Here is a 17362-nt window from a genome sequence, read left to right as displayed (position 1 = left end):
CCGACCCCGCTGCGGCCCCATGCCTGGCCGGTGATTTCGGCGCCTGAGCCATCGGTTGCGGATCGAGACTGGTAGCGGTCGGAAACAGCGAGGTAGCCTGCATGATTCCGTTGTCGTTTGCACAGCAGCGGTTGTGGATCACCGGTCAGTTGGCGGGGCCGAGCACGGCGTACAACATGCCGTTGGTGCTGCGTCTGTCCGGACCGCTGGACCGGCAGGCCCTGACCGCGGCGCTGGGTGACGTGGTGGGCCGGCACGAGAGCCTGCGGACCGTCTTCCCCGTCATCGACGGCGAACCCGTCCAGCACATCGTGCCCGCCGACGAGGCCACGCTGCCCCTGACCTGGACGGACACCGACGACGAGCAGGTGACCGACCTCGCCATCCAGGCCGCCAAACACGTCTTCGACCTCGCCACCGAGATCCCGCTGCGCGCCCACGTCTTCCGCACCGGACCCGACGAACACGTCCTGATGCTGCTGGTCCACCACATCGCCTGCGACGGCTGGTCGATCGGCCCCCTCGGCAAGGACCTCGCCACCGCCTACGCGGCACGAACCGCCGGCACGCACCCCGCCTGGACCGAACTCCCCGTCCAGTACGCCGACTACGCCCTGTGGCAGCGCGACCTGCTCGGCTCCGAGGACGACCCCACCAGCACCATCGCCCGCCAGTCCGCCTTCTGGCGCGACGCACTGGCCGCACTCCCCGTCGAACTGGACCTGCCCTTCGACCGGCCACGCTCAGCGACCGCCGCCCAGCGCGGCGCCGTGGTGCCCGTCACCATCGACGCGGAAGTCCACACGCGCATCACGGAGTTGGCCCGACAGACCGGCGTGACACCGTTCATGGTCGTCCAGGCCGCCCTCGCCGTCCTGCTGTCGCGACTCGGCGGCGGCACCGACATCCCCCTCGGCACACCGGTCGCCGGACGCACCGAAGAAGCCCTGCACGACCTGGTCGGCTTCTTCCCCAACACCCTCGTCCTGCGCACCGACGTCTCCGGCGACCCCACCTTCACCCAACTCCTGACCCGCGTACGGGAAACGGACCTCGCCGCCTTCGAGAACCAGGACCTCCCCTTCGAACGCCTCGTCGAGATCATCGCCCCACCACGAACCGCGGCACGCCACCCCCTCTTCCAGGTCATGCTGTCGTCCTTCGGCACCAACACCGAAGCCGCCTTCGACCTCCCCGGACTCAAGACCGGCGAGTTCGACATCCCCGAAACCGGAACAACCAAATTCGACCTCAGCTTCGAGTTCGAGGAGGGGATCGGTCCGCAGGGACAGTCGACCGGCATCAAGGGGTTTCTCGCCTACGCCGTCGACCTGTTCGACCTGCCGACGGTGGTCACCATGGCGGACCGCCTGGTCCGCCTGCTCGAGGCCGTCGCGGACGACCCCGACCAGCGCCTGCACCAGGTGGACGTGCTCGGCGCTGACGAGCGCGAACTGCTGCTGCACACCTGGAACGACACCCGCATCCCCTACGCCGACCACCTCGGGGTGCACCGGCTGGTCGAGGCCCAGGCGGCACGCACCCCGGACGCCGTCGCGGTCGTGTGCGGGGACACCACCCTGACCTACGGCGAGCTCAACACCCGCGCCAACCGGCTGGCGCGCCACCTCGGCGCGCAGGGAGCAAGCGTCGGCAGCCTGGTCGCGGTCTGTCTCGAGCGCGGCCCTGAGCTGATCACCTCCCTGCTCGGCATCCTCAAGTCCGGCGCGGCCTACGTCCCGCTGGACCCGGACCACCCGCCGCAGCGGCTGGCGTTCATGCTGGCCGACACCGCGGCGCAGCTGGTCGTCACCCAGACCTCGCTCGTCGGCCGACTGGCCGGCACCGACGTGCGGCAGGTCCTGCTGCTCGACGAGGAGCGGCAGACGCTGGACGAGCTCGACGGGTCCGACCCGGAGCCCGCGGCCGGGCCTGACGACCTCGCGTACGTCATCTACACCTCGGGCTCCACCGGAACCCCCAAGGGGGTGCTCGTCGAGCACCGCTCGATGAGCAACCGGATGCAGGAGGCGATGCGCCAGTACGCGCTGACCGATCGCGACAGGACGCTGCAGTACGCCTCGGTGAGCTTCGACGCGGCGGCCGAGCAGATCTTCCCGACGCTGATGGCGGGCGGCCGGATCGTGCTCAGGGACGACGAGAAGTGGACGCCGGCCGAGATACTTCGGGAGATCGGCCGGACCGGGATCACCGTCGCGAACCTCACCCCGTCCCTGTGGCAACAGCTCGTCCCGCAGCTGGAGTCCGGCGCGCGGCTCGGCGACGCGTTCCGGCTGATGGTGCTCGGCGGCGAGCAGGTGCCCGCCGCGCTCGTCAAGCGCTGGTTCAAGAACACCGCGGTGCCGCTGCACAACGCCTACGGGCCGACGGAGACGACGATCACCGCGACCTCGTTCGTGCTGACCGGGGACCAGCCGGTGGTCCCGATCGGCCGTCCGCTCGCGAACACCGAGGTCTACGTCATGGACGGGTTCGGTGGCCTGACTCCGCTCGGCGTCCCCGGCGAGCTGTGGATCGGCGGCGTCGGCGTCGCCCGCGGCTACCACAACCGGCCCGACCTGACCGAGCAGCGGTTCGTGCCCCACCCCTTCTCCGGTGATCCGGACGCGCGGGTCTACCGCACGGGCGACCTGGTGCGCTGGCTGCCGGACGGCACCCTCGAGTTCCTCGGTCGGATCGACGACCAGGTGAAGCTCCGGGGGTTCCGGATCGAGACCGGAGAGGTCGAGGCGGTGCTGGCCCGGCATCCCGGGATCGCCCGCGCCGTGGCGGTGGTCCGCGAGGACATCCCTGGCGACCAGCGACTGGTCGGTTACGTGGTACCTGCCCCAGGTCAATCCCCGGAACAGATCGCACAGTTGCCCGGCCTGCTGCGCCGGCATGCCGCGGAGCAGCTCCCGGATTACATGGTGCCGGCCGCGGTCGTGGTCCTGGACCAGTTGCCGCTGACCGCCAACGGCAAACTGGACCGCAAGGCCCTGCCCCTCCCGGACTACACGACCGCCTCGACCCACCGCGCTCCGGCGACCGTCCAGGAAGAGATCCTGTGCGCCGCGTTCGCCAAGGTGCTGAACCGGGAGCTGTCCACCGTCGGCATCGACGACAACTTCTTCCTTCTCGGCGGCCACTCCCTGCTCGCGACCCGGCTGGTCGCCCTCATCCGCACCCTGCTCGGGGTCGAACTCGGCATCCGTACGCTGTTCGCCTCCCCCAGCATCGCCGCCCTGGCCAAGGCGCTGGCCGGGGCGGGCCCCTCGCGTCCGGCGCTGGTGACCGCGGATCGTCCGGAGTCGCTGCCGTTGTCTTCCGCGCAGCAGCGGTTGTGGTTCCTGCACGAGTTGGAGGGACCGAGCGCCACCTACAACGTCCCGGCGGCCATCAGGCTTTCCGGTGCGATCGACACCGGTGCGCTGGACGCGGCATTGCGGGACGTCCTCGGGCGCCACGAGGTGCTGCGCACGCTCTTCCCGTCGGTCGAGGGTCGGCCGTACCAGCGGGTGGTACCGGTCGAGGAGCTCGGCGAGGTGCTCACCGTGGTACCGGCGGCCCTGGTCGGGCCGTCCGGCCTGACCGCGGCGATCGGTGAGGCCGAGGGCCACTGCTTCGACCTCTCGGCCGAAGTGCCTTTCCGGGCCTGGCTGTTCGAAGCAGGTGGCGACGAACACGTGCTGGTGCTGCTCGTGCACCACATCGCCGGTGACGGCTGGTCGCTGGTGCCGCTGGTCCGGGACTTCTCGGTGGCGTACACAGCGCGGCTGGCCGACCAGGAACCCGGATGGGCGCCGCTACCGGTCCAGTACGCGGACTACACGCTCTGGCAGCGTGAACTGCTCGGCGAGGCGCAGGACCCCGAGAGCCTGCTGAGCAGGCAACTGGCCCACTGGCGCCGCGCGCTGGCCGGCATACCGGAGGAACTGCCGCTGCCCGTCGACCGTGCCCGCCCCGCGGTGGCCACGCACCGGGGCGGGAGCGCGGCGCTGGAGATCCCCGCGCCGCTGCACGCCCGGGTCGCCGAACTGGCCCGGGACGAAGGCGCGACGGTCTTCATGGTGCTCCAGGCCGCGTTGGCCGTGCTGCTCTCCCGGCTCGGCGCCGGCCGGGACATCGTGATCGGGACCCCGACGGCCGGGCGCACCGACACCGCCCTCGACGACCTCGTCGGGTTCTTCGTCAACACCCTCGTCCTGCGCACGGACGTGTCCGGCGGTCCGTCCTTCGGCGAACTGCTCGCCCGGGTGCGGGAGCAGACGCTCGACGCGTTGGCGTACCAGGACGTACCGTTCGAGCGCCTGGTCGAGGAGCTGGCCCCGGTCCGCTCCATGGCCCGCCACCCGCTGGTCCAGGTCATGCTCGCGCTCCAGAACAACGCCGATCCCGTGCTCCGACTGCCCGGCCTACGCACGAGCTTCCTGCCCGACGAGGGCACCCTGGCGAAGTTCGACCTCTCCTTCGACCTGCGCGAAAGCTTCGACGAGCTCGGCCGGCCCGCCGGAATGACCGGCGGGATCTCCTACGCCGTCGATCTGTTCGACCAGGCGAGCATCGAGCAGCTCGCCGAACGCTTCACCCGTGTCCTCGACGCCCTGGTCACCGGCCCGGACCAGCGGGTCGACCAGGTCCCGGTGCTCTCGGCCGCGGAGCAGGAGAAGGTGCTGCACACCTGGAACGACACCTCCCGCTCCGTCCCGCCCACGACCCTGACGGCGCTCTTCCAGGACCAGGCCGCCCGCACCCCCGAGGCCACCGCGGTCGTCTTCGAGGGCACCGAATTGACCTACGGCGAGCTCAACACCCGCGCCAACCGGCTCGCGCACCACCTGATCGAGCACGGGGTCGGCCCCGAGGACATCGTGGGCATGGCACTGCCACGGTCGATCGACCTCGTCGTGGCGATGCTCGGCGTGCTCAAGGCGGGTGCGGCGTATCTCCCGATCGACACCGAGTACCCGGAGGAACGGGTCCGGTTCATGATCGAGGACGCGAAGCCGTCGTACGTGGTGACGCTCCGGGCCACCGCGGCATGGCTGCCGGCCGACGCACCCCTGCTGGTCCTGGACGATGCTGCCACCCAGGAGGAGCTGACCGCACACCCGGCCTGGAGTCACGACCCGACCGACAGCGAGCGCACCGGCCCGCTGACCCCCGCCCATCCTGCCTACGTCATCTACACCTCCGGCTCCACCGGAACTCCCAAGGGCGTGGCGGTACCGCACCACAGCATCACCAACTTCATCACCGTTCACCGTGAGTCGGTCTTCGCCTGCGCCGCCGATCTGCCGGACGGTCGCCCGCTGCGGGTCGCGCTGACCACCTCCATCTCCTTCGACGCGGTGTGGGACCAGCTGTCGTGCCTGCTGGAGGGGCACGAGCTGCACGTCGTGAGCACGGAGGAGCTCTCCGACCTCGGCCTCCTCGCGACCTGGCTGGACGCACACGACGTCGACTTCCTGGAGCTGACCCCCACGCACATGGCCGCCGCTGTGTCGGCAGGCCTGTTCGACGACGGCCGCTGTACTCCGGCACTGCTCGTGGTCGGTGGCGAGGCCGTACCCGACTCCCTCTGGGAGTGGCTCGGATCACTGGGTGAGGGCACCCGCAGCTTCAGCTTCTACGGGCCCACGGAGTGCACGGTCTACCAGGTCTTCGCAGAGCCGCGGTCCACACCGCGGCCGATACTCGGCGGCCCCACCTTCAACATGCGGGTGTTCGTGCTCGACGACGGGCTGGAACCGGTGGCCCCCGGTGTGACGGGCGAGTTGTACGTGGCGGGTGCCGGTCTGGCGCGTGGCTACCTGAACCGTCCCGCACTGACCGCGGAGCGGTTCGTGGCGTGCCCGTTCGGTGCGGCCGGCGAGCGGATGTACCGGACCGGGGACCTGGCGCGGTGGCGGCCGGACGGGACCCTCGAGTTCGCCGGCCGGGCCGACGACCAGGTCAAGATCCGCGGGTTCCGGATCGAGATCGGGGAGATCGAGGCGGTGCTGGCCCGGTATCCCGGTATCGCCCGGGCCGTGGCGGTGGTCCGCGAGGACATCCCCGGTGACAAGCGTCTGGTCGGCTACGCGGTACCCGCCCCGGGTCAATCCTCGGAACAGATCGCGCAGTTGCCCGGCCTGTTGCGCCGGCATGCCGCGGGGCCGCTTCCGGGTTACATGGTGCCGGCCGCGGTCGTGGTCCTGGACCGGCTGCCGCTGACCGCCAACGGCAAGCTGGACCGCAAGGCCCTGCCCGTCCCGGACTACGCGCTCGCCTCGACTCACCGCGCTCCGACGACCGTGCGGGAGGAGATGCTGTGCGCGGCGTTCGCCGAGGTGCTGGGTCTGCCCGCTGTCGGCGTCGACGACCACTTCTTCGAACTCGGCGGGCACTCCCTTCTCGCGACCCGGCTGGTCGCCCGCATCCGCGCCCTGCTCGGGGTGGAGATCACCATCCGCGCGTTGTTCGAGACCCCCACTGTGGCCGCCCTCGCCGGTGCGCTGGTCGAGGCGGGACCCGCCCGTCCGGCGCTGGCGGCCGGGGTTCGTCCGGAGCCGCTGCCGTTGTCGTTTGCACAGCAGCGGTTGTGGATCATCGGTCAGTTGGCGGGGCCGAGCACGGCGTACAACATGCCTGTGGCGCTGCGCCTGTCCGGGGCGCTGGACCGGCAGGCACTGACCGCGGCACTGGCCGACGTGATGGGCCGGCACGAGAGCCTGCGGACCGTCTTCCCCGTCATCGACGGCGAACCCGTCCAGCAGATCGTGCCCGCCGACGAGGTCACGCTGCCCCTGACCTGGACGGACACCGACGACGAGCAGGTGACCGACCTCGCGATCCAGGCCGCCGGGCACGTCTTCGACCTCGCCACCGAGATCCCGCTGCGCGCCCACGTCTTCCGCACCCGACCCGACGAACACGTCCTGATGCTGCTGGTCCACCACATCGCCTGCGACGGCTGGTCCGTCGGCCCGCTCGGCAAGGACCTCGCCACCGCCTACGCGGCACGGACCGCCGGCACGGCCCCGGCCTGGACCGAACTCCCCGTCCAGTACGCCGACTACGCCCTGTGGCAGCGCGACCTGCTCGGCTCCGAGGACGACCCCACCAGCACCATCGCCCGCCAGTCCGCCTTCTGGCGCGACGCACTGGCCGCACTCCCCGTCGAACTGGACCTGCCCTTCGACCGGCCACGCTCCGCGACGGCCGCCCAGCGCGGCGCCGTGGTGCCCGTCACCATCGACGCGGAAGTCCACACGCGCATCACGGAGTTGGCCCGGCAGACCGGCGTGACACCGTTCATGGTCGTCCAGGCCGCCCTCGCCGTCCTGCTCTCCCACCTCTCCGGCGAAACCGACATCCCGCTCGGCACGCCGGTCGGCGGACGCACCGAAGAAGCCCTGCACGACCTGGTCGGCTGCTTCCTCAACACCCTCGTCCTGCGCACCGACGTCTCGGGCGACCCCACCTTCGCCCAACTCCTGACCCGAGTACGGGAAACGGACCTCGCCGCCTTCGAGAACCAGGACCTCCCCTTCGAACGCCTCGTCGAGATCATCGCCCCACCACGAACCGCGGCACGCCACCCCCTCTTCCAGGTCCTGCTGTCCTTCGACACCAACACCGAAGCCGCCTTCGACCTCCCCGGCCTCAAGACCGGCGAGTTCGACATCCCCGGACACGAAACAACCAAATTCGACCTCAACGTCCTCCTGCGAGGGTCGTACGAGCCGGACGGGCGACCGACCGGGATCACGGGGATCATCGCGTACGCCAGCGACCTGTTCGACCACCACACGATCCAGGCAATGGCCGAGCAGCTCGACCACCTGCTCGGAGAACTGGCCTCCGACCCCGATCAGCCGATCGGCAAGGTCGAAGTCCTGAGCATGGCTCAACGCAACGCGAAACAGGACCGGTTGAAGACCCGGCCGGGGCTCGGCCCCGGAAGGCGACGGGTAGTGGCCCGTCCCGGTCTTCCGCCGGAACAGCCGCTCGGCGGAGCCGCAGGCTGAGTGCCGATCACACGTGCGGCGAATTCGACCCGATAGGAAGACTGTGATGGACCAACGCGCCGAGACCCTGCGCTCCCGACCGGGAGTCAAGACCCGTGAGGCGGTGTGGCGCCCATGAGCGAGGATGTCGCGAGCGCCGGGAAGAAGCCGGCTTCGCTGTTCCGCCGGCGGAACTTCGTGCTGCTGTGGACAGGTCAGTCGGCCTCGATGCTCGGCTCCCCGATCACCTACGTCGCGATGCCGCTGACCGCGGTCCTGCTGCTCCACGCGACGCCGATGGAAGCCGGCGTGCTCGTCGCCCTCGAGACGCTGCCGTTCCTGCTCTTCGGCCTCTTCGTCGGCGTGATGCTGGACCGCCGGGCGCGCAGGTCCGTGATGATCGTCGCCGATGTCGTGCGTGCCGCGGCCCTCGCCTGGATCCCCGTCGCGCACTGGCTCGATGTGCTGAACATCGGTCAGCTCTTCTTCGTGGTCTTCGTCGTCGGCGTGATGACCGTGTTCTTCGACCTCGCCCTCCAGTCCTACACACCCGGTCTGATCGGCCGGGACCGGCTCGGCGAGGCGAACGCGAAGCTGGAACTGTCGGGCTCGATGGCGCAGGTCGTCGGGCCGGGCGCGGCGGGCCTGCTGGTCAGCGCGCTCAGCGCACCGGTGGCGATCGCGGTGGACGCGGCGAGCTACGTCCTGTCCTTCCTCACGGTGGCGGGACTGCCGGCCGACGAGGCGCCGAAGCCTCAGCCCGGGGCGGAGACCCTCTCGGTGTGGGGCTCGATCCGTGAGGGATTCGCCGCGATCGTGCGGCACCCGCTGCTGCGCTGGTTCACCACGGCCGCGCTGATCATCAACCTGTTCTCCGGCGCCCTGATGTCGGTGTACTTCCTCTATCTGCTCCGGGTCCTCGGCATGGACTCGAAGCAGGTCGGCCTGATCGTCGCGGTCGGCAGCGTCGGTGCCCTGGTCGGCGTCCTTCTGGTCGGCCCGCTGACCCGACGGTTCGGTGTCGGCCCGACCCTGATCCTGACGATGGCGCTGCCCGGCCTCGGCTATCTCATCCTGGCGGCCGTGCACGGCCGCTCACTGGCCGCGCTCGCCGTCGTCGCGGTCTCCTCCTTCTTCGTCCAGCTCAGCATTCCCGTCTTCAACGTGACGGTGATCAGCTTCCGGCAGGTCTCCACCCCGGACGAGCTGCTCGGGCGGGTGAACGCCACGGCCCGTACCTGCGCGCTGGGCGCGTTCTCGGTCGGCTCGCTGCTCGGCGGTGCGCTCGCGTCCGGAACCGGGCTGCGGACGGCTGTGGTGCTGGCCGCGAGCGGGACGTTCCTGGCCTCCCTTGCCCTGCTGTTCTCACCCGTGCGGGCGGTACGCCGCCTTGAGGCATCCGCGGCCGATTCCGACTCGGCTCCCGCGCCGGACCCCGGCCTGACCGTTCAGGAGCAGACATCATGACGAGCGTCGAGACCTGGCAGGAGGAGGGCTATCAGCTCTCCCCGCAACAGCTGGCCCGGTTGGGCGAGGCCCGGAGCACGGCGGTGCGCACCGTCCGCACCGCCACCCGGATACCGGTGCCGGATCTGGAGGCCCGGATCGCGACGGCGGTCGCGACGCACGAGAGCCTGCGTACGCGGTACACCGAGTTCGCGGGGCTGCCCACGCTCGTCCAGGTCGTGGACGCGGTGGGCCCGGTCGCGATCGAGCAGTCGGGAACGGATCGCACCGTGTTCCGGGCCGGCGCGCTGACCGTCGAGCACGAACTCGGTCCGGACGGCACGCGGCTGGTTCTCACCCTGCCGCGGCTGAGTGTCGACGACGCTTCCTGGACCCTGCTTGTCGGCCTGCTGCTGGAGGACGCGGTCGCCGCGGCCGGCGAGACGGTGCTGCAGTACGCCGATGTCGCAGCCTGGCTCGGCGAAGTGCTGGACGAGTCGGTGCAGCCGCCAGGGGCCGACGAGGCGGCGCGGCAGTCGTCGAAGCCGTCCTCGGCGCTGCCCTTCCTCACTCCCGTCGCCCTCCGGGACCCGGCCGCCGAGCCGGTGAGCGCCTCGGCCGTCGTCGAGGGGCCGGCCCTGGAACGGCTGGACGAACTCACCGGACGGTGCGGCGTGAGCGAGGCGGCGGTGCTGCTGGCTCTCTGGCGCTCGCTGTACGGCCGGTACTGCCGCGACGCCGACGACCATGTGCTGGTGCTGGCCGACGGCCGGTCCACGGAAGGCCTGGAGAACGTACTCGGCCTGTTGGAGCGTCCGGTACCGGTGCGGCTGGAGATCGGCGCGGACACCCCGGTCGCCGACGCGCTCCAGGCGTCGCAGGACGCGCTCCGCTCCGTGGCGGCGATCGAGAACCAGATCGACCCGGGCACCGCGGCCTCCGCACCCCATGCGGCGGACGTCCACCCGCTCTCGTACCGGCACCGACTGGACCGGTGGGCCGAGGAACTCTCGGCCGGTGCGTCCGTCCACGAAGCTCCTGGTGCGCTGCACCTCGACTGCGTGCGCGGCTCGCGGAGCCTGCGCCTGACCTTCGTCGGCGGCGCCGGCCGCGTCACCCAGGCCGACTTGGACCTCGTCGCGGAGGCGTTCGGACATCAGCTGACCGATCTGCTGTCCAGTGGCACGGAGCGCGCCATCGGCGGCCTGCGCCTCACCGCACCGAACGCGCCGAACACCGAGGCCGGGCCCCGTGCGTCGTACGCCTCGGTGCTCGACCGCTTCCTCGCGCAGGCGGAGCGCACGCCCGCGCAGCCCGCCCTGCGCTGCGGCGAGACCGTCGTGTCCTACCGGGACGCGGCGCAGGGCGCTGACGCGGTGGCGCACCTGCTGCGCGAGCACGGCGTACGGGCCGGGCAGCGGGTCGCGCTGTTCGTTCCCGCCTCGGCGGAAACGGTCGTCGCGATGCTCGGCGTCTGGCTCGCCGGCGCGGCGTTCGTCCCCCTCGACCCCACGTGGCCGCAAGCGCGGATCGAGACGATCCTGCGGGAGGCCGACCCCGCGCTGCTGCTCACCCCCGATCCGAAGGCCGACCACCAGGCCTCCGTCCGCATCGTGTGCACGGCCGACGCGGTCGTCGACCCGGGGCGCGCGGTGACTTCCGGCGCGGCGGCCACGGGCGTCGCCTACGTGATCTTCACGTCGGGCACCTCAGGGCTTCCCAAGGGTGTCGTCATCGGGCACGAGCAGCTGTCGCACTACGCCTCGGCGATCGGCGAGACGCTCGCCCTGTCCGAGGGCGCCGAGTTCGCGGCGGTCTCCACCCTCGCCGCCGACCTGGCCTACACGGCCCTCTTCCCGACCCTGGCCGGCGGTGGCTGCGTCCAGCTCGTCCCCACCGAGACCGCCACCAGCCCCGCGGCTCTCACCGAGTGGTTCCGGGGGAGCCCCGCGGCCGCGATGAAGCTGGTCCCCTCGCACCTGTCGGCGCTGCTGGCCGAGGCTGCCGATCCGCTCGCGCTGCTGCCGAGCGAGGTGCTCGTGCTCGGCGGCGAGCTACTGCCGCGTCCGTTGTACGAGCGGCTGCGGGAGATCGCGCCGTCCTTGCGTCTGTACAACCACTACGGCCCGACCGAGTCGACGGTGGGTGCCGCATGCCTCCCGCTGGACGCCTCGATCGACGAACGCTGTTCCTCGGTCCCGGTGGGCTCCGGCCTCGGGGCGAACGTCCTGACGGTGGTCGACGCGGCGGGTGCCGCGCTGCCGCCCTGGTGCCCCGGTGAGGTGCTGATCAGCGGGCCCGGCGTGGGCCTCGGCTACCTCGCGCGGTTGCGCGAAGGCGAGTCGGGCTTCGGTACCGCGGACACCGCGGACGCCCACCGGACCGGTGACCTCGGCCGCCTGGTGCCCGGCAACGGCATCGAGATCCTCGGCCGGATCGACGACCAGGTGAAGCTGCGCGGCTACCGCGTACAGCTCGGCGAGATCGAGACGCTGCTGGCGGACCGGCCCGGCGTCGGCGCCGCGGCGGTCGTGGCGCGCGCGGACGCCGACGGACTCGTCACACACCTGGACGCCTACCTCACCGCCGCCGGCGGAGTGGACATCTCCGCCGAGGACGTGCGGGCAGACGTGGTTCTGCACCTCCCGGCCGCCCTCGTGCCGACCGGGTGGCAGGTGCTGGAGCGGTTCCCGCTGACCCGCAACGGCAAGCTCGACCGCCGCGCCCTCGCACCGATCGCGCCGCCGAAGGCCCGGGCCGGCCGGCCGCGCGACTCGGTGGAACAGCGTCTGCTGGCGATCTGGTCCTCGATCCTCGACCAGGACATCTCCTCCCCCGACGCGGACTTCTTCGAGTTCGGGGGCCAGTCGCTGCGTGCGATCAAACTCATGGCCCAGATCAACAACGCCTTCGGCCTGCGCCTGCCGATGTCCACGGTGTTCAGCGCCCCGACCGTCGCGACGATGGCGGAGCTGGTGCGCGGGAGCGACGTCCAGGACTCCAACCTGGTCCCGCTGCGCGCCGCCCGTGGACCGCACGAGCAGGCCCCGGTCTTCTGTGTGCACCCCGGCGGCGGCAACACGCTCAGCTACTGGGAGCTGGCCCGGCTGATACCGGCGGACCGGTCGGTCTACGGCATCGAGGCCTGGGGTCTGCACGGCAGGCCGCCGCAGGACGATTTCGCCGCCATGGCCGAGGAGTACGCGGCGAACATCGCGGCCGCGAGCGATGCCGCTCCCGTGATCATCGGCTGGTGCTTCGGCGGCGTCATGGCCTACGCCACTGCCCAGGCGCTGCGCCGTTCCGGACGCGAGGTGGCGCAGCTGATCATCGTCAACTGCGGCGTCCCCGGTGACGCGGAGAGCGCCCTGGCGCGGCAGCCCGCCGACTATCTCCTGCGCCGCTTCGCCTTCCACTACCAGCTGGACCTGCCGGAGGGGCCGCTCGAACACCTCGGTCATCAGGAACTGCTCAAGGCCCTGCAGGACGTCGGGCGGCTGCCTCCCGACTCCGGTGAGGCGGAGCTGCGGACCCTGCTGGACGTCTACATGACCAACATGACCGCTCTGGACCGCTACTTCGTGCAGGAGCAGGCCGAACTCGGCCGGGCCGACTTCCCGGTGCTGCTGGTGCGCGCCGAGCCGGCCGACGAGCCGCAGGATCCGGACCGTACGTGGGGCTGGGGATCGGTGGTCGGGCCCGAGCTCGGCTTCGCCTCGGTGGCGACCACCCACCACGGCATCATGCGACAGCCCGCGGTGGAGGAACTCGCCGAGCTGATCCAGCGGGAGATCGACGCATGACACAGAGCACGGCCGGGTTCACCGCCCAGGAAATGAGGACCAGGACATGATCGAAGCCACTTCCGGGACACCGGTGCCGCGCTCCCTGCTGGGCGCGACTCGGCGGCAGGTGCGGGTACCCGGCAAGGGTTCGGTGAACATCGGTTTCCTGCCGGAGTCACCGACGACCCCCGTCCTCATCACGCCGGCCGGTCCCGGCGTCGACCTGCCCGGCTGGCTGCGCGCGAACCGGGAAGAACTCGAAGCACGGCTGCTGCGGCACGGCGCGGTCCTGCTCCGGGGGTTCCACGGCGGTTCGGTGGAGAAGTTCGAGCAGGCCGCCTCGGCGATTTGCAGCACTCTCTTCCCTGAGTACGGGGACCTTCCGCGAGAGGGCGAGTCGGCTCGCGTGTACAAGTCGACGCCGTATCCGGAAGACCTCTCGATCCTGTTCCACAACGAGAGTTCGCATCTGCCGCAGTGGCCGATGCGGCAGTTCTTCTCGTGCATCGTGGCCCCGCAGTCCGGTGGTCAGACGCCGATCGTCGACTGCCGGACGGTCCTCGACCGGATGCGTCCGGAGCTGGCCGAGCTCTTCGCCACCAAGAAGCTCCGTTATGTCCGCAACTTCATCGAAGGCGTCGACGTCAGCTGGTCGCGCTTCTTCGGCACCGACGATCCCGCCGAGGTCGAGCGCAAGTGCGCCGCGGAGGGGACGAGCTTCGAGTGGACGCCGGACGGAGGCCTGCGGACCTCGCGTCAGGCCGAGGCGGTGCTGCGCCACCCGACGACCGGCGAGACCGTGTTCTTCAACCAGCTGGCGCTGCACCACCCTTCGTCGCTGGACCCGGAGACGCGCTCCTCGCTGCTGGAGATCTGCGGCGATCAGGGGATGCCGCGCAACGTCTTCTGGGGCGACGGCACCGTCATCGACGACGCCCTGGTGGACGAGGTCCGCGACCTGATGGACCGGGAATCGGTCGCCTTCTCCTGGCAGGAGGGTGACGTCCTCGTCATCGACAACATGCTGGTCGCGCACTCACGCAGTCCCTTCACCGGGCCGCGGAAGATCGTGGTGGCGCTCGGCGACATGACCGGCGAAGCCAGGCCGTGCCTGCCATGAGCTGAGCTCGGTCCGAGCTCCAGGAACAGACCACCCGGGTGGCGCTGCAGGCAGCAGTTCGCCGCGCCGCCACCGCCGCCTGCCTTCGCTGCGACGGAGATCAGGAACAGCGATATCCCATAACCCCGACGCCGCTGTCTCACCGGCGAGACATGCCCGGTGCGAGGCACGTTATTCAGCTGTCGCAACGGTGACGGCTGATTATCGCCACTGTTACGCTGACGGCCGTTTGATCGATTCCTCAGGAGAATTCGTGGCAAATCCTTTCGACGATGATGATGGCGCATGCCTGGTTCTGGTGAACGACGAGAATCAGCATTCGCTGTGGCCCGCCTTCCGCGCGGTACCGGCCGGCTGGAAGGTGGTGTACGGCCAGGAAACTCGCAAGAACTGCCTCGAATACGTTTCCGCGCACTGGACGGACATGAGGCCGGCCAGCCTGATCAGGGCGATGGGCGATGAACCGCGGTAGGAACGAGTTCCGCAACCCTACGGACGCACTGGTGGCCGGTAGCGTGCGGACCCCCTCGGGCCAAGCGAAAAACTTGGAACACCCCGCACTGTCCGCATCATCTTCAAGAATCTAGTGCTCAGAACAAAAAAGAGTTATCCGTGAGCAAATCCAGCGCCATCACACCATTCGGGCGGAACGCCGCGGTCTACGCGGACCAGCCGACCATCTCAGACCAGGAGCACACCCTGACTTCACGGCTGCGTTCCAACTTCATGTTTGGCTTCAACCGCTTGCCGGTGCGGGCGATCGGGAGGTCCCAATGACCAGCGCGGCTACGACGATCGCGACAGTGGTCGCGGCAATTCACCGGCGGACGGGCGCCGAGCGGATGAGCGTTCTGTATCGGGACGCGGACGGGGTACGTGGACCGCTTGAGGTGGATGTCTCAGGCGATCCGACGCTCGTCGCTCTGGCCGAGCGGGTAGCGGCGGAGTGGGACGCGGCGCCGCCCGAGGTGGACTACTACGGTGACGCACGATCGGTGGACGTCGAGGTCCTGGCAACCGACGCGGACACTGAAGAAGCCGGGGCAGCGCTGACCGTACGGCTGGCAGGTGACACGCCGATCGCCAGGCAGGCGCGGCGAGCGGCGGCGCAGCCGGACCTCTGCCTGAGCCGGCTCGATCTCCTGACCGAAGCCGACGAAGCGAAGGTGCGCGGCTTCATGGCCGGCCCACCGGCGAAGGAACTGCGTCCGGTGCCGGTGCTGATCGCCGAGCGAGCCGCCTCGACTCCCGACGCCGTCGCGCTCAGCCGGGGAGGCGACCACGTTACGTATCGCGAGCTGATGGACCGCTCCGGCGCCCTGGCCGCAGAGCTCCACACGGCGGGGGTTGGCACCGGCTCGGTCGTCGCCGTTCTCATGCCCCGCTCCCCGGAAGCCGTGATCGCCCTACTCGGCGTGCTTCGTGCCGGTGGCGCGTACCTGGCTGTGGATCTCAACGATCCGACCGAGCGGGTGCACCGGCTGTTGGCCACCGCCGATGTGCGCGTCGCCGTGACCGATCCGGACCTGGCCGTCGGGTTGCCCGACGGCGTGCGGGCCATCCCGTTCGACAGCACGGCGGGTACGACCGTAGCGCCGACGCTTCCTGACCTCCATGATGAGTCTCCGGCCTATATCTCCTTCACTTCGGGCACTACGGGTCAGCCCCGGGGTGTTTTGGTGCCGCACCGCGCCGTCAGCCGCCTGGTCGCCGACCCCGACTGGCTCGACCCCCTTCCCGGCGACGTCTTCCTGCAGGCGGCACCGCTGGCCTTCGACGCCGCCACCCTCGAGTTGTGGGCCCCCCTCGTCCACGGCGCGCGGTTGGCGGTCCTCCCGCCCGGACCGATGGACATCGATACCCTCGCCGACACCCTGGCCGCCGAGAAAGTCAGCGTGCTTTGGCTGACTGCTGGGCTCTTCCACCAGTTCGTCGCCGCCCGGCCGCAGGCGCTGGCCAACGTCCGACGGCTGATCGCCGGCGGCGACGTGATTTCTCCAGCTCACCTGAACCATCTGCTGGCTGCCCAGCCCGGCCTGACGTTCACCAACGGTTACGGTCCCACGGAGAACACCACCTTCACGACATGCTGGGTCGCCGACGGCCCGACCGGTGGAGATCCGGTACCGATCGGCCGGCCGATCGCCGGGACTTCGGTCGCCGTCATGGACTCCCAGATGCGGTTGGTTCCGATCGGTGTGCGCGGCGAGCTGTGGGCCGGCGGCGAGGGCGTCGCGCTCGGTTACGTGGGCGACCCCGCGGCCACCGCCGAGCGCTTCCTTCCGGACCCGTTCGCCGACCAGCCGGGCCGACGCATGTACCGGACCGGTGACCTGGCCAGCTGGACCGAGGACGGCACGCTGCTCTTCCATGGTCGCGGCGATGGCCAGGTCAAAGTCCGCGGATACCGGGTGGAGCCCGGCGCCGTCGAGACCGAGTTGCTGGCTCACCCGGACGTGCGGCTGGCCGCGGTCGTGGCGCAGCGCGTCCCCTCGGGGGATGTTCGGCTCATCGCGTACGTCGAGGCACGAGATGGGGCGGCGCGAAACCAGGCCGATCTCGCGGTCCGCCTGCGAACCCATCTGGCCACGACTCTGCCCGCGTACTCGCTGCCAGCCGCGATCTTGGTCCGCGACGCACTTCCGCTGACGGTCAGCGGCAAGGTGAATCGCCGGGCGCTGCCGGCCACTAACGCCATCGCGCGTTCGGTTTGGAACGAGTACGTCCCGGCCCGCGACAGCCTCGAACAACGCCTGACGGAGTTGTGGGGTGAGGCGCTGAACGTGGAGCCGGTCGGGGTCGAGGACGACTTCTTCGAACTCGGCGGGCACTCACTGCTCGCCGCGGAGCTGCTCAGCCAGATGCAGCGGGAGTTCCAGGTCAAGCTGGCCGCCCGGACCCTGTACCTGCAACCGACCATCGCCGAGCTGGCCGCTCAGATCGCCGACCTCAGCCGGGAGGGAGATCACTCGTGAGGACGTCCGACTCCACCCACTCGGCCCGAATAACGGGCTGCCCAG

7 protein-coding genes are annotated in these 17362 nt (G+C 70.4%); all 7 read left to right on the top strand.

What is annotated here, in order from left to right:
- The first annotated feature begins 101 nt into the window (after positions 1 to 101).
- The 7 genes from ACFZCP_RS28760 (at position 102) to ACFZCP_RS28730 (ending at position 17317) form a co-directional block, all read left to right on the top strand.
- Complete coding sequence (locus ACFZCP_RS28760) at positions 102 to 8012, top strand: amino acid adenylation domain-containing protein (protein ID WP_391432091.1); 7911 nt, start codon at positions 102 to 104, stop codon at positions 8010 to 8012.
- A gap of 114 nt (positions 8013 to 8126) precedes the next feature.
- Positions 8127 to 9458, top strand: coding sequence for an MFS transporter (locus tag ACFZCP_RS28755; protein ID WP_391432088.1), 1332 nt, complete (start codon positions 8127 to 8129; stop codon positions 9456 to 9458).
- Entirely contained in the window at positions 9455 to 13240 is a 3786-nt protein-coding gene (locus tag ACFZCP_RS28750; RefSeq protein ID WP_391432085.1) for an amino acid adenylation domain-containing protein, read from the top strand. The genes ACFZCP_RS28755 and ACFZCP_RS28750 overlap by 4 nt, the downstream gene beginning before the upstream one ends.
- Before the next feature lie 46 nt (positions 13241 to 13286).
- On the top strand, positions 13287 to 14342 hold the full coding sequence (locus tag ACFZCP_RS28745) for a TauD/TfdA family dioxygenase (protein WP_391432082.1): 1056 nt from the start codon (positions 13287 to 13289) through the stop codon (positions 14340 to 14342).
- A gap of 253 nt (positions 14343 to 14595) precedes the next feature.
- Positions 14596 to 14814 (top strand): MbtH family NRPS accessory protein, encoded by a 219-nt coding sequence (locus tag ACFZCP_RS28740; protein ID WP_391432078.1) that lies wholly within the window; start codon positions 14596 to 14598, stop codon positions 14812 to 14814.
- A gap of 140 nt (positions 14815 to 14954) precedes the next feature.
- Positions 14955 to 15119: a hypothetical protein gene (locus tag ACFZCP_RS28735; protein WP_362687245.1), complete on the top strand. Its 165-nt coding sequence runs from the start codon at positions 14955 to 14957 to the stop codon at positions 15117 to 15119.
- Entirely contained in the window at positions 15116 to 17317 is a 2202-nt protein-coding gene (locus ACFZCP_RS28730; RefSeq protein WP_391432075.1) for an amino acid adenylation domain-containing protein, read from the top strand. The genes ACFZCP_RS28735 and ACFZCP_RS28730 overlap by 4 nt, the downstream gene beginning before the upstream one ends.
- Positions 17318 to 17362 lie beyond the last annotated feature (45 nt).

It is taken from the genome of Streptomyces sp. NPDC007971, from assembly GCF_042958635.1.
Classification (GTDB): Bacteria; Actinomycetota; Actinomycetes; order Streptomycetales; family Streptomycetaceae; genus Streptomyces.
Note: the sequence above shows the minus strand (reverse complement) of the source record. Positions and strands in the feature narration are given on the sequence as shown.